Below are 18940 nucleotides of genomic sequence, written 5' to 3' on the forward strand. Positions count from 1 at the left end.
TGCGCGTGCGTGCGCGAGCGGGACGCGTCGCGGGCGCGGTCATGCTCGACCCCGGCAGCGCATTCATGCGCGCACGCTCAGCCCGCCGCGAGGCCGTCGAGCACCCGGCGCGCGAGCGCGCGCCCGCTCAGCCAGGCGCCCTCCACGCGGCCGCCGTTGGCCCAGTCGCCGCACAGGCCCAAGGCCTGCGCGGCATCCCAGGCGCAGCCGCCGTCGAGCGCGGATTCGGTGATCGCGTAGCGCCAGCGGTGCGCCGCCCATCCCAGCGGCATGCGCCCGCCGAGTTCCTCGAAGGCGCCGACCAGCGCCACGGCGACGCGCTCGGGCGCATCCTCGATGTGCGCCTCGCTCCACTCCGCGCTCGCGTGCAGCGACCAGGTCTCCAGCCCGTCCCGCCCCGGCTTGGAGCGGTCGCGCGCGACCCAGCGCAGCGGCCCGCGATTGACGAAGGCGGCGTCGAAATCCACCGCCAGGGGGGCATCGAAGCGCGCCATCAGCGCCCAGCAGGCCTGCATCCGCGCCGCCTGCGCCGTCGCGGCGAGAGCCGGCGACAAGGGCAGCAGCAGCGGCACCGCCTGCGGCGAGGGCACCGCGAGCAGCACGCCGTCGAAGGCCTCGGGCAGCATCCCGCGCTCGGCGGTGGCGATCTCCCAGCCGTGCGGGTAGCGCTGCAGCGCACTCACCGTCAGCTGCACGCGCAGGTCCAGGCCTCGCGCCAGGTGGCGGGCGGGCGCGGTCATGCGCGGCGTGCCGACGAAGCGCGCCTCCTCGCCGTGCACGCCGCGGCGGCCGTCGCTGTCGAAGACGGTGAGGCGCGCCGGCCACGGCGCCGCCACCCCCGCCGCCTGCCAGGCCGCGAGTTCCTCGATGAAGTCCGGGTGGCGCGCGGTGAAGTATTGCGCGCCGTGGTCGCAGGCCCAGCCCTCGCCGCGGCGGGTGCTGGTGCGCCCGCCCGGGCCGCGACTCTTGTCGAGGACAGTGACGCGGACTCCGGAGTCGGCGAGGCTGCGCGCGCAGGCCAGGCCGGCAATCCCGGCGCCGATGATTGCAACGTGTGGATTGGCGTTCATGGGCGATCCGGGAGGAAGGGGGGAGTTGGACACGACCTTGAATATACTCTTTTTGTCCTGGACAAAATAGGATTGGCTTCATAAGATGAACTCAAGCGCGGGGCGTGCATGGCCAAGTCGCGCAAGCCGAATCCGAGCCTCCGTTGGCGGCGCAGGGCCGGCCACGACGCCCACCCCGGACTCCGCTCTGTCCCTCCGCCCCCAAGCCTGCCCTTCCTCCTCCCCCGCGAGCCGCGACCATGAACGTCCTGCTTCCCGACTCCGTCCGCCGCACCGCCAACCGGCTCGGCTACGCCGGCCTGATCCCCTTCGTGGTGCTCGCCCCCGCCAGCCTGCTCGACGCCCATCATGGCATCACCTGGAGCGACGCGCTGTTCGCCTACGGCGCCGTGATCCTCAGTTTCGTGTGCGCGCTGCACTGGGGCTTCGCGATGGCGCTGCCCGGGTTGGACGAACGTACTCGCGTGCGCAGCCTGCTGTGGAGCGTGGTGCCCTCGCAGATTGCCTGGCCGGCGCTGCTGCTGGTGCCGTCGGACGCCGCGGTTCTGCTGGTGCTCGGCTTCGTCTTGCACTACGTGCAGGACCGCCGTCTGGCGCGCGTGGCCGGTCTGCCCGAGTGGTATCTGCCGCTGCGCCTGCGCCTCACCACCGTCGCCTGCATCGCGCTGATCAGCGGCGCCTTCGTGCAATGGCCGTACTGAAGTCTGCACTTGCCCACCCGAGCCCGGCCCGAATCTCCACCGAGGAGCACGCCATGAACACCGCCGCCAGCGCCATCGACCCGAGCATTCCCGTCGCGGATGCCGCGCGCAGCGTCGTGGTACCGGGCGGCCGCCTGTCCCGTCTTGCCCGCCTGGGCAGTCTCGCCACCGGGGTGGCGGGCGGCATGCTCGCCGAGGGTGCGCGCCAGCTCGCCGCCGGCAAACGACCCAAGGTGAGCGAGCTGGTGCTCACCCCGGCCAACGCCCGCCGCGTCGCCGAACAGCTCGCGCAGCTGCGCGGTGCGGCGATGAAGGTCGGCCAGCTGATGTCGATGGACGCCGGCAGCCTGCTGCCGCCCGAACTCGCCGACATCCTCGCCCGCCTGCGCGAGGACGCGCGCACGATGCCGATGAGCCAGGTGGTCGAGGTGCTGGAGACGCACTGGGGCAAGGGCTGGGAGCAGGGCTTCGAGCGCTTTTCCTTCACCCCGTGCGCGGCGGCCTCGATCGGCCAGGTGCATCGCGCGCGCACCCGCGATGGCGAGGAGCTGGCGATCAAGCTGCAATATCCCGGCGTGCGGCGCAGCATCGACAGCGACGTGGACAACGTCGCCACCCTGCTGCGCGTCTCCGGGCTGCTGCCCAAGGCGCTCGATCTCGCGCCGCTGCTCGCCGAGGCCAAGCGCCAGCTCCACGAGGAGGCCGACTACCGTCGCGAGGCCGAGAGCCTGCACCGCTTCGGCGGCCTGCTCGGCGATGCGGAACACTTCGTGCTGCCGCGCGCGGTCGATGCGCTCACCCGCAGCGACATCCTGGCGATGAGCTGGGTGGAGGGCGTGGCGGTGGAGACGCTCGCCGACCCGCAGGCGGCCGACCAGGCGCTGCGCGACCGCGTGGCGAGCCTCTTGATCGGCCTGCTGTTCCGCGAGCTGTTCGAGTTCCGCCTCATCCAGACCGACCCCAACTTCGCCAACTACCGCTTCGACGCCGCCAGCGGCCGTGTGGTCCTGCTCGACTTCGGCGCCACCCGGCCCTACGCCGAGCCGGTGGTCGAGGCCTACCGCCGCCTGATGGCGGGCTCGGTGCGTGGCGACCGCGTCACGATGGGCGAGGCGGCGCAGGCGATCGGCTACTTCCAGGACAATATCCATGCCCATCAGCGCGATGCGGTGATCGACCTCTTCGAGATCGCTTGCGAGCCGGTGCGCCACCCCGGCGCCTACGATTTCGGTACCAGCGACCTGCCGCTGCGCCTGCGCGATGCCGGGCTGAAGCTGAGCATGGAGCGCGACTTCTGGCACACCCCGCCCGCCGATGCGCTCTTCCTGCACCGCAAGCTCGGCGGCCTGTACCTGCTCGCGGCGCGGCTGCGCGCGCGCGTGGACGTGGCGGCGCTGGCGGCGCCTTGGCTGGGCTGACGAGGCGCCGGCGCCCCGCGGCCCGCGCCGCGCAACCATTTCCCCGTGCGCAGGGTCTCAAGGCCTGAAACCAGCCAATCCGCGCGGGGAGGGCGTCATGAGGGACATCCTGATCGTCGGCGCGGGCAAGATCGGCACGGTGATCGCCGATCTGCTCGCCGGGAGCGGAGACTATGCGGTGACGGTCGCGGATCGCGACCCCGCCGCGGTCGAGCGCGTGGGGGCAGAGCTCGCGCGCGTGCAGGCCTGCGCGCTGGACGTCGCCGATGCCGATGCGCTCGCCGCGGAGCTGGAAGGGCGCTGGGCGGTGATCGACGCCGGGCCCTTCGACATCGGCATGCGCATCGCCGCGGCCGCGGTGGCGCAGCGGGTGCATTACCTCAACCTCACCGAGGACGTCGCCAGCACGCGCCGGGTGCGCGAGCTGGCGAACGGCGCGCACAGTGCGCTGATCCCGCAATGCGGGCTGGCGCCGGGCTTCATCTCCATCGTCGCCCACGACCTCGCCGCGCGCTTCGACGAGCTGCGCGACGTGCGCATGCGCGTCGGTGCACTGCCCAAGTACCCCTCCAACGGCCTCAAGTACAACCTGACCTGGAGCACCGACGGCCTCATCAACGAGTACCTCAACCCCTGCGAGGCGATCGTCGACGGGGTGCGCCGCGAGATGCCGGCGCTCGAGGAGCTCGAGCACTTCTCGCTCGACGGCGACGACTACGAGGCCTTCAACACCTCGGGCGGGCTGGGTACGCTGTGCGACACGCTCGAGGGCCGGGTGCGCAACCTCAACTACCGCACCGTGCGCTACCGCGGCCACCGCGACGTGATGAAGCTGCTGCTGCACGATCTGCGCCTGGGCGAGCGGCGCGCGCTGCTCAAGGACATCCTGGAGTCGGCGATCCCGGTGACCATGCAGGACGTGGTGCTGGTCTTCGTCACCGTCAGTGGCCGGCGCGAGGGCCTGCTGATGCAGGAGACCTTCGCGCGCAAGCTCTATGCGGCCGAGGTCAACGGCCGCCTGCGCAGCGCGATCCAGCTCACCACCGCGAGCGCGCTGTGCGCGGTGCTCGACCTGCTCGCCGCCGGCCGCCTGCCGCAGGCGGGCTTCGTGCGCCAGGAGGACGTGGATTTCTGCGACTTCGTCACCAACCGCTTCGGCCGCCACTTCCTGACCGACAGCGAGGAGGTGCGCTGCGCCGCCAGCGGCGTCCTCGCCGGGCCGGCCTCCGGCATGTGACTCCGAGGAGGACCCCAGCATGTTGAGCAACGCCCGCTTCCTTCCCCTCGGCCTCGACGCCCCCCGCCTGCGCGAAGGTGCGCTGGCGGTGCATAGCCCGATCGACGGCAGCCTGCTCGCGCGCCTCGCGCCGCAGGATGGCGCCACCACCGATGCCGCGATCGCGCGCAGCGTGGCGGCCTTCGAGGCCTGGCGCCGCGTGCCGGCGCCGCGCCGTGGCGAGCTGGTGCGCCGCTTGGCGCAGGCGCTGCGCGAGCACAAGGCCCTGCTCGCCGAACTGGTCACCCTCGAGTGCGGCAAGATCCGCAGCGAGGGCGAAGGCGAGGTGCAGGAGATGATCGACATCTGCGACTTCGCGGTCGGCCTGTCGCGCCAGCTGCACGGCCTGACCATCGCCTCCGAGCGCCCCGGCCATGCCTTGCGCGAGAGCTGGCACCCGCTCGGCCCGGTGGCGATCGTCACCGCCTTCAACTTCCCGGTCGCGGTGTGGGCGTGGAACGCGGCGATCGCGCTGGTGTGCGGCGACTCCCTGCTGTGGAAGCCCTCCGAGCGCACCCCGCTGTGCGCGCTCGCCTGCCAGCGCCTGCTCGAACAGGCGGCGGCGGGCATGGAGGAGGTGCCGCGCGGGCTGTCGGCGGTGATCGTGGGCGGCGCCGAGCGCGCCGTGCAGCTCGCCGACGACCGCCGCGTGGCGCTGCTCTCGGCCACCGGCAGCTGCGCGATGGGGCGGGCGCTGGCGCCGCGGGTGGCGCAGCGGCTCGGGCGCAGCCTGCTCGAGCTCGGCGGCAACAACGCGGTGATCGTGGCGCCGAGCGCCGACCTCGAGCTCGCGCTGCGCGCCATCGTGTTCGGCGCGGTCGGCACCGCCGGCCAGCGCTGCACCAGCACCCGCCGGCTGTTCGTGCACGCGGCCGTGCGCGAGCAACTGCTCGAACGCCTGCGCGCGGTGTTTGCCGGCTTGGTGGTGGGCGATCCGCGTGCGGCCGACACCCTGGTCGGGCCGCTGATCGGGGGCGAGGCCTTCACCCGCATGCAGGCAGCGCTCGCCGCGGCGCGCGCGGCGGGGGCGCGCATCGATGGTGGCGAGCGCGTGCTCGCCGAGCGTTTCCCCGCGGCCTGGTACGTGCGTCCGGCCCTGGTCGAGCATCCGCCCTCCGTGACGAACAGCATGGAGGAGGTCTTCGCGCCGCTGCTGAACTGCTTCGAGTACGCGGAGCTGGAGGATGCGATCGCGCGCCAGAACGCGGTGCCGCAGGGCCTGTCGTCGGCGATCTTCACCACCGACCTGCGCGAGGCCGAGCGCTTCCTCTCCACCACCGGCAGCGACTGCGGCATCGCCAACGTCAATGCGGGCACCAGTGGCGCCGAGATCGGCGGCGCCTTCGGCGGCGAGAAGGACAGCGGCGGCGGGCGCGAGGCGGGTGCCGATGCCTGGCGCGCCTACATGCGCAGGATGACCGCGACGATCAACTACTCCGACGCGCTGCCGCTGGCGCAGGGGGTGCGTTTCGAGCCGGCCGGCTGACGTCCGGCCGCGCGTGGAAGAAGCGGTGATCGCGACTTGCGTCGCTCCTACAGGAGGGCGGCACGGTTTCCCGCCGGGGCTCGGGGGCGGGTGTGGGCGCGACGCAAATCGCGATCGGGCCGTGCCGTTACGGCGGCGCGGACTTGGGGCGCCGTGATCGCGACTTGCGTCGCTCCTACAGGAGGGCGGCACGGTATCCCGCCGGGGCTCGGGGGCGGGTGTGGGAGCGACGCAAGTCGCGATCGGGCGGTGCCGGGACGGCGGCGCGGATTTGGGGCGCCGTGATCGCGACTTGCGTCGCTCCTACAGGAGGGCGGCACGGTTTCCCGCCGGGGCTCGGGGGCGGGTGTGGGAGCGACGCAAGTCGCGATCGGGCGGTGCCGTTACGGCGGCGCGGATTTGGGGCGCCGTGGTCGCGACTTGCGTCGCGCCTACAGGAGGGCGGCACGGTTTCCCGCCGGGGCTCGGGGGCGGGCGTGGGAGCGACGCAAGTCGCGATCGGGCGGTGCCGGTACGGCGGCGCGGATTTGGGGCGCCGTGATCGCGACGCGCGTCGCTCCCGTATGGCGATGGGTGGTCTCTCGGGTGTTCCCCGCGTCGGCGCTCAGTCCGGGATGGCCGCGCCGTCGGCGACCACGACCGCGAACAGGTCCGCGAGCGCGGTGAGCGCGGCGACCTGCAGGGCGGCCGCCGCGAGCACGCTGCCGTCGGGCGCGGGCAGGGCGCGGGTGGCCGTGGCCGCGGCGGGCACGGCGACCGCGTAGCCGAGGTTGAAGGCGCCGCGCGCGGTGGAGTTGATGCACATGTGGGTCATGAAGCCGACCACGACCAGGTTCTTGACCCCCGCGGCCTTCAGGTGCGCGTCGAGCTCGGTGCCGACGAAGGAGTTCGGGTAGTGCTTGACCACCACCGCCTCGCCGGCCACCGGCGCCACCTTGTCGGCGATCGCTCCGCATTCGGCGCTCGGGTCGAAGGGCGAGCCGGGGCCCGAGTCGTGCTGGATGTGCACCACCGGGATCTTCAGCGCGCGCGCGCGCGCCAGCAGGCGGGCGCATTCGTCCAGGGCCGGCTCCACGCCTTCGAGCTGCATCACGCCGCCGCGGTAGGCGTTCTGGGCGTCGACGATGACGAGCGCCGACTCGGACAGGCGGGCCGGGGTAGCGGGCAGACCGGAAAGCTGACGAAGGGGAATGGATGCGGTGCTCATGGGGGGCTCCTTGTGGGGTCGAGAAACGATGGTGGCAGCGTACAGGCGGCCGACGGCCTGCGTAAATGCACATTCCTGCTCTACACTGCTGCAGATTTGCATGGATTCCGGCACATGAACTGGGACGATCTGCGTTTCCTCGTCACCCTCGGCCGCGAGGGCACGCTCGCCGCCACGGCGCGCAGGCTGGCGGTGGATCAGACCACGGTGGCGCGCCGCCTGCGCGCGCTGGAGGAGGGGCTGGGCACGGCGCTGTTCGAGCGCGACGAGGGTTTGTGGCGGCCGACCGCGGTGGGCGCCCGCGTGCTGGAGCGGGCTGCGCGCATCGAAGAGGACGTGGCCGGCATCACGCGCCTGGCCGAGGCGGGTGCCGGCGCGGTCGGCGGCGTGGTGCGGATCACCGCGGTGAGCGCCCTGATCGGCGAGTGGCTGGTGCCGCGGCTGCCCGGCCTGTACGCCCGCCATCCGGAGCTGCGCGTCGACCTCGTCGCCAGCAACGACAACCTCAACGTCGCGCGCCGCGAGGCCGACATTGCCATCCGCCTGGCGCGTCCGGCGAGCGGCGACTTCCTCATCCGCAAGCTCGCCGGGGTCGGCTTCGCGCTCTACGGCGCGGCGCGCGGCGACCTGGCGGTGAGCGCCGGCGACTGGGTGGCCTACAACGAGGACCTCGACCACACCCCGGAGATGCGCCGCCTGCACGCCATGTTGGGCGAGGGCCGCATCCGCCTGCGCTCGAACAGCCTGCGCGGCCTCGTGCGCGCGGTGGCCGGCGGCATCGGCCACGGCCTGCTACCCTGCTTCGTCGCCGATGCGGACCCCGGCCTGGTCCGCCTGTCCGGCGCGGAGCCGATCCTGTACCGCGAGCTGTGGATGCTGATCCACCCCGACGCCCGTCCGCTCGTTCGCGTCGCCGCGACCGCGGACTGGCTGGTGGAGCGCTTCGACGAGGCGGCGGCGGGTTTCGCCGGCAGGGTGCCGTCTCCCCGGAGCGCGCCGCCCTAGCACCGGCGCGGCGGTCTTGCCGCGGAGGCTTCAGCCGCCGAGCAGGGCGACGCCCACGCCGGCGATTCCCCCGCCGCCCAGGCGCAGCGCAAGGCGTCCGCCGCGGCTGTCGGGGAAGGCGCGTGCGAGCGTCAGGCCGGCCGCGTGCAGGGCCGCGGTCGCGAGTGCGAAGCCGAGGCTGTAGCCGAGCAGGGTGGCGTCGCCCATCTCGGCGTGGTGGGCATGGCCGTGGAAGAGCGCGAAGGCGGCGACCAGGGGCAGGCTCGCCGCCAGCGGCAGGCGGGCGGCGAACGCGATCAGCAGGCCCAGCACCAGCACCGAGGCGGAAATGCCGGCCTCGACCGCGGGCAGGGCGAGGCCGAGCGCGCCGAGGCCGGCGCCGGCGAGCATCGCCAGCACGAAGCCGGTGGGCAGCAGCAGGCTTGCAGCGCCCGCCTGGCGTGCGGCGTAGAGGCCCACCGCCAGCATGGCGAGCAGGTGGTCGAGCCCGCCGAGCGGATGGGCGAAGCCGCTGGCGAAGCTGGCGGGTGCGTGCCCGGGGTGGGCGAGCGCGGCCCCCGAGAGGCTTGCGAGCGCACTGGCGGCGAGCACGGAGCGGAAGCGGATCGTCATGGTGGATTCTCCAGGAGTGCGGGAAGGTCTTGCGGTGTTCAGGCGGCGGCCAGCATGCCCTGGCGCTCGATGAAGTCGATGATCTCACGCAGGCCCTGTCCGGTCTTCTGGTTCGAGAACAGGAAGGGGCGATCTCCCCGCATCCTGCGCGCGTCGCGGTCCATCACCTCGAGCGAGGCACCTACCAGCGGCGCGAGGTCGATCTTGTTGATCACCAGCAGGTCGCTGCGGGTGATGCCCGGCCCGCCCTTGCGCGGGATCTTGTCGCCGGCGGAGACGTCGATCACGTAGATCGTCAGGTCGGAGAGCTCGGGCGAGAAGGTGGCGGCGAGGTTGTCGCCGCCGGATTCGACGAAGACGATGTCCAGCCCGGGGAAGCGCGCGTTCAGACGCTCGACCGCCTCGAGGTTGATCGAGGCGTCCTCGCGGATCGCGGTGTGCGGGCAGCCGCCGGTCTCCACGCCGATGATGCGCTCGGGCGCGAGCGCCTCGTTGCGCACGAGGAACTGGGCGTCCTCGGCGGTGTAGATGTCGTTGGTGACCACGGCGATGTCGTACTTGTCGCGCAGGGCCAGGCACAGCGCCAGGGTCAGCGCGGTCTTGCCCGAACCGACCGGGCCGCCGATGCCGACGCGCAGGGGGCCGCGCTGCGGTCCGGCGTGTGCACGGGCGGTCGTGGGGGCATGCGCGGCGTGGAGGGCAGAAATCGGGGTCATGATCGGAACAGCCTCGTGTATTGGGTCTCGTGCCGGCTGCTGGCGATCGCCAGGCCGGGGGTGTAGTTGCTCCAGGCCGTCTCGGGCAGCACGAGCGCCGCCGCCAGCGCCGGGATGCGGGCGCCGAGCGTGGCGAGCAGGCGCTGCCCGGCACTCTGGCCGAGCGGCACGGCCTTCACCGCGGCCATCACCTGGTTCTCCAGCCAGGCCCACAGGTAGGCGACGAGCGCCTCGCCGGGCGCTACCTGCCAGGCCGCGGCGGCGGCCGACCACGCGGTGGGAAAGGCGGGGGCCTCGATCGCCAGCAGGCGCGCGCGCCAGCCGGGAATCGACGCAAACGCATCCAGCTCGGCCAGCAGCCTCACCAGCGACCAGCCCATCTGCACCGTCTCGGCGCGCAGCTCGGCAGTCTCGCGGCTGGCGAGAAAGTCGTCATTGAGCCGCGCAAGCTCGGCGTCTTCGTTTCGCGACCACGCCGCGAGCTGGCAACCGAGCAGCGGCACCTCGAAGCGCGCCAGGCTCCATTCCAGCAGCTCGCCGATCCACGCCGCGGCCTCCGCCTCGCTGCGCACGAGGCCGCCCTCCACCGCCCACTCCAGGCCTTGCGAGTAGGTGTAGGCGCCGACGGGCAGCGCCGGGCTGGCGAGCTGCAGCAGGCGCACCAGCGGCAACAGGCCGCGACCCGCTCCCGCGGCGTTGCATTCCATGACAGCGGCTGCGGCGGCGCATGGCCTTGCCGGCGCCGGCATCGGGCGATGGGTGGCGGCGCTCATTGCCCGCTCATGAGGTGGATGCGCGCGCCGCTGCCGTCGCCCGGGTGCTGGTGGCCGGGCGCATAGGCGCCGGCCTCGGGCTCGAAGGGCGCGCGCAGCGCGCTCACCAGTGCGCCCAGCCCCACCAGCATGCCTTCGAGCACGTGATCGGCCTGGAGGCGCAGCCAGTCGCCGGCCTCGTCGTGCCCGACCTCGACCGCGACGTGGCGGTTGCCGAGGTGGAAGGCGGCGCGCGCCAGCGCTACCGCCGAGGCGCAGCGCGCCTCGAGCAGGTCCTCGGCGGCGGCGCGCACCTCGACGATGCGGCCGTCGCGTGCGCGCAGCTTCTGTCCGCCGCGCAGGATGGTGCCGCGCGGCAGGAAGAGGCCCACCTCGGCGCCTGAGGCGAGCCGGGTGCGCAGGCGGCTCCTGGTGCGGGCGCCGAAGTCGAGCTCGAGCACCTCGCTCGCCGGCTCGTCGCCCTCGTGGAACTGCTCGATCAGCAGCACGTCGGTGGCGGGAGCGGGCATCACGAAGTCGGCCAGGGTTTCTGCGGTCATCGGCATGGCGGGAGGTCTCCAGTGCGGTTCCGGTGCGCTGCGCTCAGAACAGGAAATAGCGTTGCGCCAGCGGCAGCTCGGTGGCGGGTTCGCAGGCGAGGTGCTCGCCGTCGGCGCGCACGACATAGGTCTCGGGATCGACCTCGATCTGCGGCGTGGCGTCGTTGAGCACCATGTCGGCCTTCGTCAGCGTGCGGCAGCCCTTCACCGCCACCAGCGGCTTCTGCAGCCCGAGCGCGGCCACCGCGGCGTTGTGCAGCGCGGCCTGCGACACGAAGGTCACCGCGCATTTCAGCGCGCGTCCGAAGCTGCCGAACATCGGCCGCCAATGCACCGGCTGCGGGGTCGGGATCGAGGCGTTGGGGTCGCCCATCGCGGCCGCGGCGATCATGCCGCCCTTGATCACCAGGCTCGGCTTGACGCCGAAGAAGGCCGGGCGCCACAGCACCAGGTCGGCGAGCTTGCCCGGCTCGATCGAGCCCACCTCGTGGGCGATGCCGTGGGTCAGCGCAGGGTTGATCGTGTACTTGGCGATGTAGCGCTTGACGCGGAAGTTGTCGTTGGCGGTGCTGCCCTCGACCACGGCCACCGCGTCCGGCACCGCCGCCGCCGCGCTGCGCCGCGGCGCCAGCCAGCCGCGCTGCAGCTTCATCTTGTGCGCGGTCTGCCAGGTGCGGATCACCACCTCGCCCACCCGGCCCATGGCCTGCGAGTCGGACGACATCATCGAGAACGCGCCGGTGTCGTGCAGGATGTCCTCGGCGGCGATGGTCTCGCGGCGGATGCGCGATTCGGCGAAGGCCACGTCCTCGGCGATGCTCGGATCGAGGTGGTGGCACACCATCAGCATGTCGAGGTGCTCGTCGATGGTGTTGACCGTGTAGGGCCGCGTCGGGTTGGTCGAGGACGGCAGCACGTTGGGGCGGCTGATCGCGCGGATGATGTCCGGCGCGTGGCCGCCGCCCGCGCCCTCGGTGTGGAAGGTGTGGATGGTGCGATCCTTGAACGCCGCCAGCGTGGTCTCGACGAAGCCCGACTCGTTGAGCGTGTCGGTGTGGATGGCGACCTGGATGTCCATCTGCTCGGCCACCGTCAGGCAGTTGTCGATCGCCGCCGGCGTCGTGCCCCAGTCCTCGTGCAGCTTCAGCCCGATCACGCCGGCCTGCACCTGCTCCTTCAGCGGCGCCGGCAGGCTGGCGTTGCCCTTGCCGAAGAAGCCGAGGTTCATCGGGAAGGCCTCGGCCGCCTCCAGCATGCGGTGGATGTGCCAGGGGCCCGGCGTGCACGTGGTCGCGAAGGTGCCGGTCGCCGGCCCGGTGCCGCCGCCCAGCATGGTGGTGACGCCCGAGCTCAGCGCCTCCTCGATCTGCTGCGGGCAGATCCAGTGGATGTGGCTGTCGATGCCGCCCGCGGTGAGGATCATGCCCTCGCCGGCGATCACCTCGGTGCCGGCGCCGATCGGGATCGTCACCCCGGGCTGGATGTCCGGGTTGCCGCCCTTGCCGATCCTCCAGATGCGGCCGTCCTTGAGACCCACGTCGGCCTTCACGATGCCCGCCACCGCGTCGATGACCAGCGCGTTGGTGACGATGGTGTCCGCCACGTCGGCGGCCACGCCCTGGCCCTGGCCCATGCCGTCGCGGATCACCTTGCCGCCGCCGAACTTCACCTCTTCGCCGTAGATGGTGAAGTCCTTCTCCACCTCGATCACGAGCTCGGTGTCGGCCAGGCGGAGCCGGTCGCCCACCGTGGGGCCGAACATCTCCGCGTACGCGCGGCGCGAGATCGTCGCCATCACAGGCTCCCTTGCGTCCGGTGCGCGGCGGGCGCGGTCGCGGGCTCGTCCAGCCGTCCCATGACGAGGCCGTTGAAGCCGTACACCTCGCGCTCGCCATCGAGCGCCACCAGCTCGACGGTGCGCCACTGTCCGGGCTCGAAGCGCACCGCCGTGCCGGCGGCGATGTTCAGGCGGAAGCCGCGCGCCGCCGCGCGGTCGAAGTCGAGCGCGCTGTTGGTCTCGGCGAAGTGGTAGTGCGAGCCGACCTGGATCGGGCGGTCGCCGGTGTTGCTCACCACCAGCGCGCGCGTGGCACGGCCGGCGGCGAGTTCGATGTCGCCGTCGGCGACGAAGAGTTCTCCGGGGATCATCGGCCTGCTCCTCACACGATCGGGTTATGCACGGTCACCAGCTTGGTGCCATCGGGAAACGTCGCCTCCACCTGGATGTCGGGGATCATCTCCGCGACGCCCTCCATCACGTCCGCGCGCGTCAGCAGGGTCGCGCCGTAGCCCATCAGCTCCGCCACCGTGCGGCCGTCGCGCGCGCCCTCGAGGATCGCGCAGGTGATCAGCGCCACCGCCTCCGGGTAGTTCAGCTTCAGGCCGCGCGCGCGCCGGCGTTCGGCGAGCAGGCCGGCGGTGAACACCAGCAGCTTGTCCTTCTCGCGTGGGCTCAGTTCCATCGTCTTCCTCCGCGGCGGCGCGCTGCCGCCCATGGGTTTCAGGTGTTCCAGATCCGCGGCGTGTGCGCCGCCCGTCCCGCGACTGCCGGGCGCGCCGTCGCCCACAGGCGGGTGAACCACTGCCGGCCGGGCTCGCAGGCCGGCCCCAGCCAGCGCGCCACGAGCACGCCCGGCAGCAGGCTCACCGCGCCTTCGCCGGCCGCGGGCGAGAGCGCGCGCCAGGCATCGCGCAAGGCCTCGTCGCAGCGCGGCGAGGCGATCAGCAGGCTCGCGCTCACCGGCTGGCCGTGCAGGCCGGGCGCGGCGGCGAGCAGCCCGCCACCGCCATGCACGACGCCGCGCTCCAGCCAGACCGGCCGGCCGTCGCGCTCGATGCGGGTGCGCATCGCCAGCTCGCCGTGGGCGAAGCGTTCGCCGGAGGCCGTGCGGCCGAAGCACAGCATCTCGCTGCCGATGAAGCAGGCATCGCCTTCCAGGCGCACCTCGGTGGCGAGCCCGGCGAGCGCGCCTTCATGGACGATGCTCTCCTGCGGCAGCCACTCGCACACCGCGCCCGTCGCCACCGCGATGTGCTGCGCGAGCACGCCGCGCGCGCCGGCACTGCGATACCACTTGCCGGCACCCGGGGTGGTCAGCAGCACGTGCGCGCCCGCGCCGATGCGCAGGTCCACCCGCAGCTCGTCGCCGCCGACGATGCCGGCGGGCGGGTGCACCAGCAGGGTGTGGCAGACGGCCTCGCCTTCCGGGTAGAGCGCGCGCTGCACGCGCAGCGGGCCGAAGTGCTCACGGCGTGCGAGCACGCTGCGTGCGCCGCGCTTCTCGTATTCCAGGCTCAGCCCGGCGCGCCAGGGCGTGGACGCCGCGGCGCCGGCGGGGGGCAATAGCGAAGAGGCGAGGGGAGGCAGCGGCGGGTACATGGGGGAGGTTTAGCAAGACCCGGGCCAGCTCTCTGAACGCCCGATGGCTGCGCCTGACAGGGGTGTTGCGGGTGCGACGGTGGGGCTGCGCGGCGCGGCGGAGACCCATCGATGCCCCGTCCTGGTGCGTTCGCCTGTGGGCGCACCAGCGCGGTGCGGCTGCGCAGCGCGACCGTGCAGACCCGCCGGACCCGCCGCGCCCCGCGACGCGGCGACCCTCACACCGCGAGCGCCTCGCGCACCCCGTCGCGGTCCATGTCCGCCCCTGCGCCGCGCATGACGATCTCGCCGCGCTCCATCACCAGGTACTGGTCGGCGAGCGCGCGCGCGAAGTCGTAGTACTGCTCGACGAGCAGGATGGCCATCTCGCCGGTCTCGGCGAGGCTGCGGATGGCGCGCTCGATGTCCTTGATGATGGAGGGCTGGATGCCCTCGGTGGGCTCGTCGAGGATCAGCAGCCGGGGGCCGAAGGCGAGCGCGCGGCCGATCGCGAGCTGTTGCTGCTGGCCGCCGGAGAGGTCGCCGCCGCGCCGGCCCATCATCTGCCTCAGCACCGGGAACATGTCGAAGATGCGCGGCGGGATGGCGCTGCCGCGTGGCCGGGTGGCCAGGCCCATGAGCAGGTTCTCCTCGACGGTGAGGCGCGGGAAGATCTCGCGCCCCTGCGGGACGAAGCCGATGCCGGCTGCGACGCGCTTCCAGGACGGCGCGCGGGTGATGTCCTGGTCGTGGAAGGAAATGCTGCCGCTGGCGGCGGGCACCAGGCCCATCAGGGTCTTCAGCAGCGTGGTCTTGCCCACGCCGTTGCGCCCGAGCAGCGTCGTCACCTTGCCGACGGGCACGTCGAAGGACAGGCCGCGCAGGATGTGGCTGCCGCCGTAGTACTGGTTCAGGTTGTCGACTTTCAGCATGTTCGTTCAGCGCCCCAGGTAGACCTCGATCACGCGCGGATCCGCCTGCACCGTGGCGAGATCCCCCTCGGCCAGCACCGAACCCTCGCACAGCACCGTGACCTTGCCGCCGAGCGCCTCGACGAAGGCCATGTCGTGCTCGACCACCACCAGCGAGTGCTTGCCGGCGAGGCTCGTGAACAGCTCGGCGGTGCGCTCGGTCTCGTCGTCGGTCATGCCGGCGACCGGCTCGTCGAGCAGCAGCAGGCGTGGCTCCTGCATCAGCAGCATGCCGATCTCCAGCCACTGCTTCTGGCCGTGCGAGAGCAGCCCGGCGGGGCGGTCGGCGGCCTGGTCGAGGCGGATCTGGCGCAGCACCGCGGCGACGCGGTCGCGCTCGTCGTCGATGAGGCTGGCGAACAGGGTGCGGCGCACGCGCTTGTCGGCCTTCATGGCCAGCTCGAGGTTCTCGAAGGCCGTGTGCTGCTCGAAGATGGTCGGCTTCTGGAACTTGCGGCCGATGCCGGCGTGGGCGATCTCGGGTTCGGTCAGGCGGGTGAGGTCGATGGTCTGGCCGAAGAAGGCGGTGCCCGAGTCGGGCCGCGTCTTGCCGGTGATCACGTCCATCATGGTGGTCTTGCCGGCGCCGTTGGGGCCGATGATGCAGCGCAGCTCGCCGGCGTCGATGGTCAGGCTGAGCTTGTTGAGCGCGCGGAAGCCGTCGAAGCTCACGGTGATGTCGTCGAGGTAGAGGATGACCTTGTGCGACAGGTCGAGCTCGCCGGGCCGGAACACCCGCCCGTCCGCGGCCGAGCCGTCCCAGTGCTCGCGCTCGTTCTCGCGCTCGGCGTCGAGGCGGGTGCGCTCGCGTTCGATCTCGAGGGTGGGGATCATGCGTTCGCTCCCTTGGCGGTGTCGGTGGGGGGGGCGGCGAAGCCGTGCGCGCCGCTCGTGACGGGGGGCGTGCCCGGGGCCGCCGCGGCTGCGCCCGGCGCAGGCGTGGCGGCGCTGCGGGTGTCGTCCAGGCGCGCGGCGGCGCGGCGCGCGCGCAGCTTGCGCCACAGGCCGACCACGCCGTCGGGCAGGTAGAGGGTGACGACGATGAACAGGAAGCCGAGCACGAAGGGCCAGTATTCCGGCAGGTAGACGGTGAACACGCTCTTGGCGAGGTTCACGATGCCGGCGCCGAGCACTGCGCCCACCAGCGTGCCGCGCCCGCCCACCGCCACCCACACCGCGATCTCGATCGAGTTCGCCGGCGACATCTCCGAAGGGTTGATGATGCCGACCTGGGGCACGTACAAGGCGCCCGCCAGCCCGCACAGCATCGCCGACAGCGTCCAGATGAAGAGCTTGTAGTGCAGCGGGTTGTAGCCGATGAACATGACCCGGCTCTCGGCGTCGCGGATCGCCGCCAGCACGCGGCCGAAGCGCGAGCTCACCAGGTAGCGGCCGAGCACCAGGCAGGCGATCAGCAGCGCCGCCGAGAGCGCGAACAGCGTCACCCGCATGCCGGGCGAGGTGATGTCGTGGCCGAGGATGCGCTTGAAGTCGGTGAAGCCGTTGTTGCCGCCGAAGCCGGTCTCGTTGCGGAAGAACAGCAGCATCGCGGCGTAGGTCAGCGCCTGGGTGATGATCGAAAAGTAGACCCCCTTGATGCGCGAGCGGAAGGCGAACCAGCCGAACACGAAGGCCACCAGCCCGGGCAGCGCGACCACCAGGAACAGCGCCCACAGCAGGGAATCCGAGCCCGCCCAGTACCAGGGCAATTCCTTCCAGTCGAGGAAGACCATGAAGTCGGGCAGCTCGGCGCCATAGCTGCCGTCGCGGCCGATCTGGCGCATCAGGTACATGCCGAAGGCGTAGCCGCCGAGGGCGAAGAAGAGGCCGTGGCCGAGCGACAGGATGCCGGCGTAGCCCCAGATCAGGTCCATGGCGACGGCGACCACCATGTAGCACAGGATCTTGCCGAGCAGGCTGACGGTGTAGGCGGAGACGTGCAGCGGATGGCTCTCGGGCAGCGCGAGGTGCGCGACCGGCACGCCGATCCAGGCCACGGCGGCGAAGATCGCCAGCGCGATCCAGCCGCCGCGCGGCATGCTGTGGAACAGTCTCAGGATGAAGGGCGTGCGCATGGCGGCGGCCTCAGCTGTCGGCGAAGCGGCCCTTGAGGGCGAAGATGCCCTGCGGACGCTTCTGGATGAAGGCGATGATGAAGACCAGCACCAGGATCTTGGCCACGACCGCGCCCGCCCAGCCTTCGAGGAACTTGGCGACGATGCCGAGGCCGAGCGCCGCCCATACCGCGCCGGCGAGCTGGCCGACGCCGCCGAGCACCACCACCATGAAGGCGTCGACGATGTAGCCGGTGCCCATGGCCGGGCCGACGTTGGCGATCTGCGACAGCGCCAGCCCGCCCAGCCCGGCCACGCCGGAGCCGATCGCGAAGGCGAGCGTGTCCACCCGCGCGGTGGGCACGCCCACGCAGCCCGCCATCGGCCGGTTCTGGGTGACGGCGCGCACGAACATGCCCAGCCGCGTCTTCTGCATCATCAGCCAGATCAGCACCAGCACGAAGGCGGCGAAGCCGAGGATGACGATGCGGTTGTAGGGCAGCACCACGCCGCCGGCGAGCTCGACGCCGCCCGACATCCATGACGGGTTGGCGAGCTCCAGGTTCTGTGGGCCGAAGAGCACGCGCGCGGCCTGGATCAGCACCAGCGACAGGCCCCAGGTGGCGAGCAGGCTCTCCAGCGGGCGGCCGTAGAGGTGGCGCAGCACCAGGCGCTCCATGGCGATGCCGACCAAGGCCGCAGCGAGGAAGGCCGCCGGGATCGCGGCGAGCACGTAGAAGTCCAGATATTCGGGGAAATGGGCGCGGAACACGCCCTGCACCAGGAAGGTGGCGTAGGCGCCCACCATCAGCAGCTCGCCGTGCGCCATGTTGATGACGCCCATCACGCCATAGGTGATCGCCAGGCCGAGCGCGGCGAGCAGCAGGATGGAGCCGAGCGACAGGCCGGAGAACAGCGTGCCGGCGGTCTGCGCCAGGCCGATGCGGCGATCGATCGCGCGCATCGAGGCCGCGGCCGCGGCGCGCACTTCGGCGTCCGGTTCGACCCAGCTCGCCGCTGCACCTTCGCCGCGCTTCTCCAGCAGCGCGGCGAGCAGGTTCTTGACCGCGGCATCGGACGAGGCGCCGAGCGCCTGCGCCGCCTTCAGGCGCAGGGCGGGGTCGGGCGAGGCCAGCTCCAGCTTGGCGCTGGCGTAGAGCAGCACCTCGCGCACCGCGGCGTCCGGCTCGGCCTCGAGCGCGCGCGCCAGCACCGGCAGCAGGGCCGGGCCGGCGTTCTCGCGCAGGGTGTTGGCCGCTGCGAGGCGCTGCGCGGGCTGCGGCGCGGACAGCGCGAGCGCGGCCTGCGCGGTGCCGATCGCACGGCGCAGGCGGTTGTTCACCGTGATGCGGGTCGCGGCCCCGGCCTCGGCGGAGAGCGCCTCGCCGCTGGCGGCGTCGCGCAGCCCGTCGGGCGCGACGATCACCACCCGGCCGTCGAGCGTGCCGAGTCGCCCGCTTTCGAGCGCGTCCAGCAGCGCCGCGGCTTCGTCGCCGCCGGAAACGCCGAGCGCGTCGATCGCGGCGACGCGGGCGTTGAAGTCACCGCCCAGTCCGCGCACCAGCGCGGGGTCGAGCGCCGCCCGCGCCGGCAGCGCGGCGAGCGCCGTCAGCACGCACAGCACGGCGGCGAGAAGCCATGGTCGTCTTGTCGGTCCGAACATCGTCGGCTCCATCTTCAGTTGCGGGGAAACGGCTGGGGCGGCGGGCGGTTCGGCAGGCGTGGGGCCAAGGGGGCGTGCGGGATCTCGCCGC

At 72.4% G+C, this 18940-nt stretch carries 19 protein-coding genes; 5 read left to right on the top strand and 14 right to left on the bottom strand.

The window, feature by feature from the left end; genetic code table 11:
• Positions 1-77: 77 nt before the first annotated feature.
• On the bottom strand, positions 78-1070 hold the full coding sequence (locus tag PO78_RS14390) for an NAD(P)/FAD-dependent oxidoreductase (protein ID WP_043744742.1): 993 nt from the start codon (positions 1068-1070) through the stop codon (positions 78-80).
• A gap of 239 nt (positions 1071-1309) precedes the next feature.
• Between PO78_RS14390 and PO78_RS14395 the strand changes: the two genes are divergently transcribed.
• From PO78_RS14395 to amaB, 4 genes are all read left to right on the top strand, one after another.
• Positions 1310-1771 (top strand): DUF3429 domain-containing protein, encoded by a 462-nt coding sequence (locus PO78_RS14395; RefSeq protein WP_043744745.1) that lies wholly within the window; start codon positions 1310-1312, stop codon positions 1769-1771.
• Between the two features lie 53 nt (positions 1772-1824).
• On the top strand, positions 1825-3189 hold the full coding sequence (locus PO78_RS14400) for an ABC1 kinase family protein (protein WP_043744751.1): 1365 nt from the start codon (positions 1825-1827) through the stop codon (positions 3187-3189).
• A 97-nt stretch (positions 3190-3286) separates the two neighbouring features.
• Entirely contained in the window at positions 3287-4426 is a 1140-nt protein-coding gene (locus tag PO78_RS14405; RefSeq protein ID WP_043744753.1) for a saccharopine dehydrogenase family protein, read from the top strand.
• Positions 4427-4445: 19 nt separating this feature from the next.
• Positions 4446-5951, top strand: a complete 1506-nt coding sequence (amaB, locus tag PO78_RS14410) for an L-piperidine-6-carboxylate dehydrogenase (protein WP_043744755.1) — start codon at positions 4446-4448, stop codon at positions 5949-5951.
• A 604-nt stretch (positions 5952-6555) separates the two neighbouring features.
• Here amaB and PO78_RS14415 read toward each other — a convergent pair.
• On the bottom strand, positions 6556-7158 hold the full coding sequence (locus tag PO78_RS14415; RefSeq protein WP_012586243.1) for a cysteine hydrolase family protein: 603 nt from the start codon (positions 7156-7158) through the stop codon (positions 6556-6558).
• A gap of 114 nt (positions 7159-7272) precedes the next feature.
• Between PO78_RS14415 and PO78_RS14420 the strand changes: the two genes are divergently transcribed.
• A complete protein-coding gene (locus PO78_RS14420) occupies positions 7273-8163 on the top strand; it encodes a LysR family transcriptional regulator (protein WP_043744759.1) in 891 nt (296 codons plus the stop codon).
• 30 nt (positions 8164-8193) lie between these two features.
• On the opposite strand, the gene PO78_RS14425 is transcribed toward PO78_RS14420, so the two are convergent.
• The 12 genes from PO78_RS14425 to urtB all read right to left on the bottom strand — a co-directional run bounded on the left by PO78_RS14425 (position 8194) and on the right by urtB (position 18849).
• Positions 8194-8775 carry a HupE/UreJ family protein gene (locus PO78_RS14425; RefSeq protein ID WP_004324682.1) on the bottom strand — a complete coding sequence of 194 codons (582 nt, stop codon included), beginning with the start codon at positions 8773-8775 and terminating at the stop codon, positions 8194-8196.
• A gap of 38 nt (positions 8776-8813) precedes the next feature.
• Complete coding sequence (gene ureG, locus PO78_RS14430; RefSeq protein WP_004324680.1) at positions 8814-9491, bottom strand: urease accessory protein UreG; 678 nt, start codon at positions 9489-9491, stop codon at positions 8814-8816.
• Complete coding sequence (locus tag PO78_RS14435; RefSeq protein WP_043744763.1) at positions 9488-10198, bottom strand: urease accessory protein UreF; 711 nt, start codon at positions 10196-10198, stop codon at positions 9488-9490. Before PO78_RS14435 ends, ureG begins: the two co-directional genes overlap by 4 nt.
• 62 nt (positions 10199-10260) lie before the next feature.
• Positions 10261-10809: an urease accessory protein UreE gene (gene ureE, locus PO78_RS14440; RefSeq protein WP_043744767.1), complete on the bottom strand. Its 549-nt coding sequence runs from the start codon at positions 10807-10809 to the stop codon at positions 10261-10263.
• A 37-nt stretch (positions 10810-10846) separates the two neighbouring features.
• On the bottom strand, positions 10847-12598 hold the full coding sequence (gene ureC, locus PO78_RS14445; RefSeq protein ID WP_012586237.1) for an urease subunit alpha: 1752 nt from the start codon (positions 12596-12598) through the stop codon (positions 10847-10849).
• Positions 12598-12951 carry an urease subunit beta gene (locus PO78_RS14450; RefSeq protein ID WP_043744769.1) on the bottom strand — a complete coding sequence of 118 codons (354 nt, stop codon included), beginning with the start codon at positions 12949-12951 and terminating at the stop codon, positions 12598-12600. The genes ureC and PO78_RS14450 overlap by 1 nt, the downstream gene beginning before the upstream one ends.
• An 11-nt stretch (positions 12952-12962) precedes the next feature.
• Positions 12963-13265, bottom strand: coding sequence for an urease subunit gamma (gene ureA / locus PO78_RS14455; RefSeq protein ID WP_020691276.1), 303 nt, complete (start codon positions 13263-13265; stop codon positions 12963-12965).
• Positions 13266-13303: 38 nt separating this feature from the next.
• Positions 13304-14182, bottom strand: a complete 879-nt coding sequence (locus tag PO78_RS14460; RefSeq protein ID WP_043744773.1) for an urease accessory protein UreD — start codon at positions 14180-14182, stop codon at positions 13304-13306.
• Between the two features lie 218 nt (positions 14183-14400).
• Positions 14401-15093 (bottom strand): urea ABC transporter ATP-binding subunit UrtE, encoded by a 693-nt coding sequence (gene urtE, locus PO78_RS14465; RefSeq protein ID WP_004329020.1) that lies wholly within the window; start codon positions 15091-15093, stop codon positions 14401-14403.
• Positions 15094-15099: 6 nt separating this feature from the next.
• Complete coding sequence (urtD, locus tag PO78_RS14470) at positions 15100-15966, bottom strand: urea ABC transporter ATP-binding protein UrtD (protein ID WP_004329021.1); 867 nt, start codon at positions 15964-15966, stop codon at positions 15100-15102.
• The gene (gene urtC, locus PO78_RS14475; protein ID WP_012586234.1) at positions 15963-17207 is read right to left on the bottom strand and encodes an urea ABC transporter permease subunit UrtC; all 1245 of its coding nucleotides are present in this window, start codon (positions 17205-17207) and stop codon (positions 15963-15965) included. Before urtC ends, urtD begins: the two co-directional genes overlap by 4 nt.
• Before the next feature lie 10 nt (positions 17208-17217).
• The gene (gene urtB / locus PO78_RS14480; protein ID WP_012586233.1) at positions 17218-18849 is read right to left on the bottom strand and encodes an urea ABC transporter permease subunit UrtB; all 1632 of its coding nucleotides are present in this window, start codon (positions 18847-18849) and stop codon (positions 17218-17220) included.
• Positions 18850-18940 lie beyond the last annotated feature (91 nt).

It is taken from the genome of Thauera sp. SWB20, assembly GCF_000831325.1.
Classification (GTDB): Bacteria; Pseudomonadota; Gammaproteobacteria; order Burkholderiales; family Rhodocyclaceae; genus Thauera; species Thauera aminoaromatica.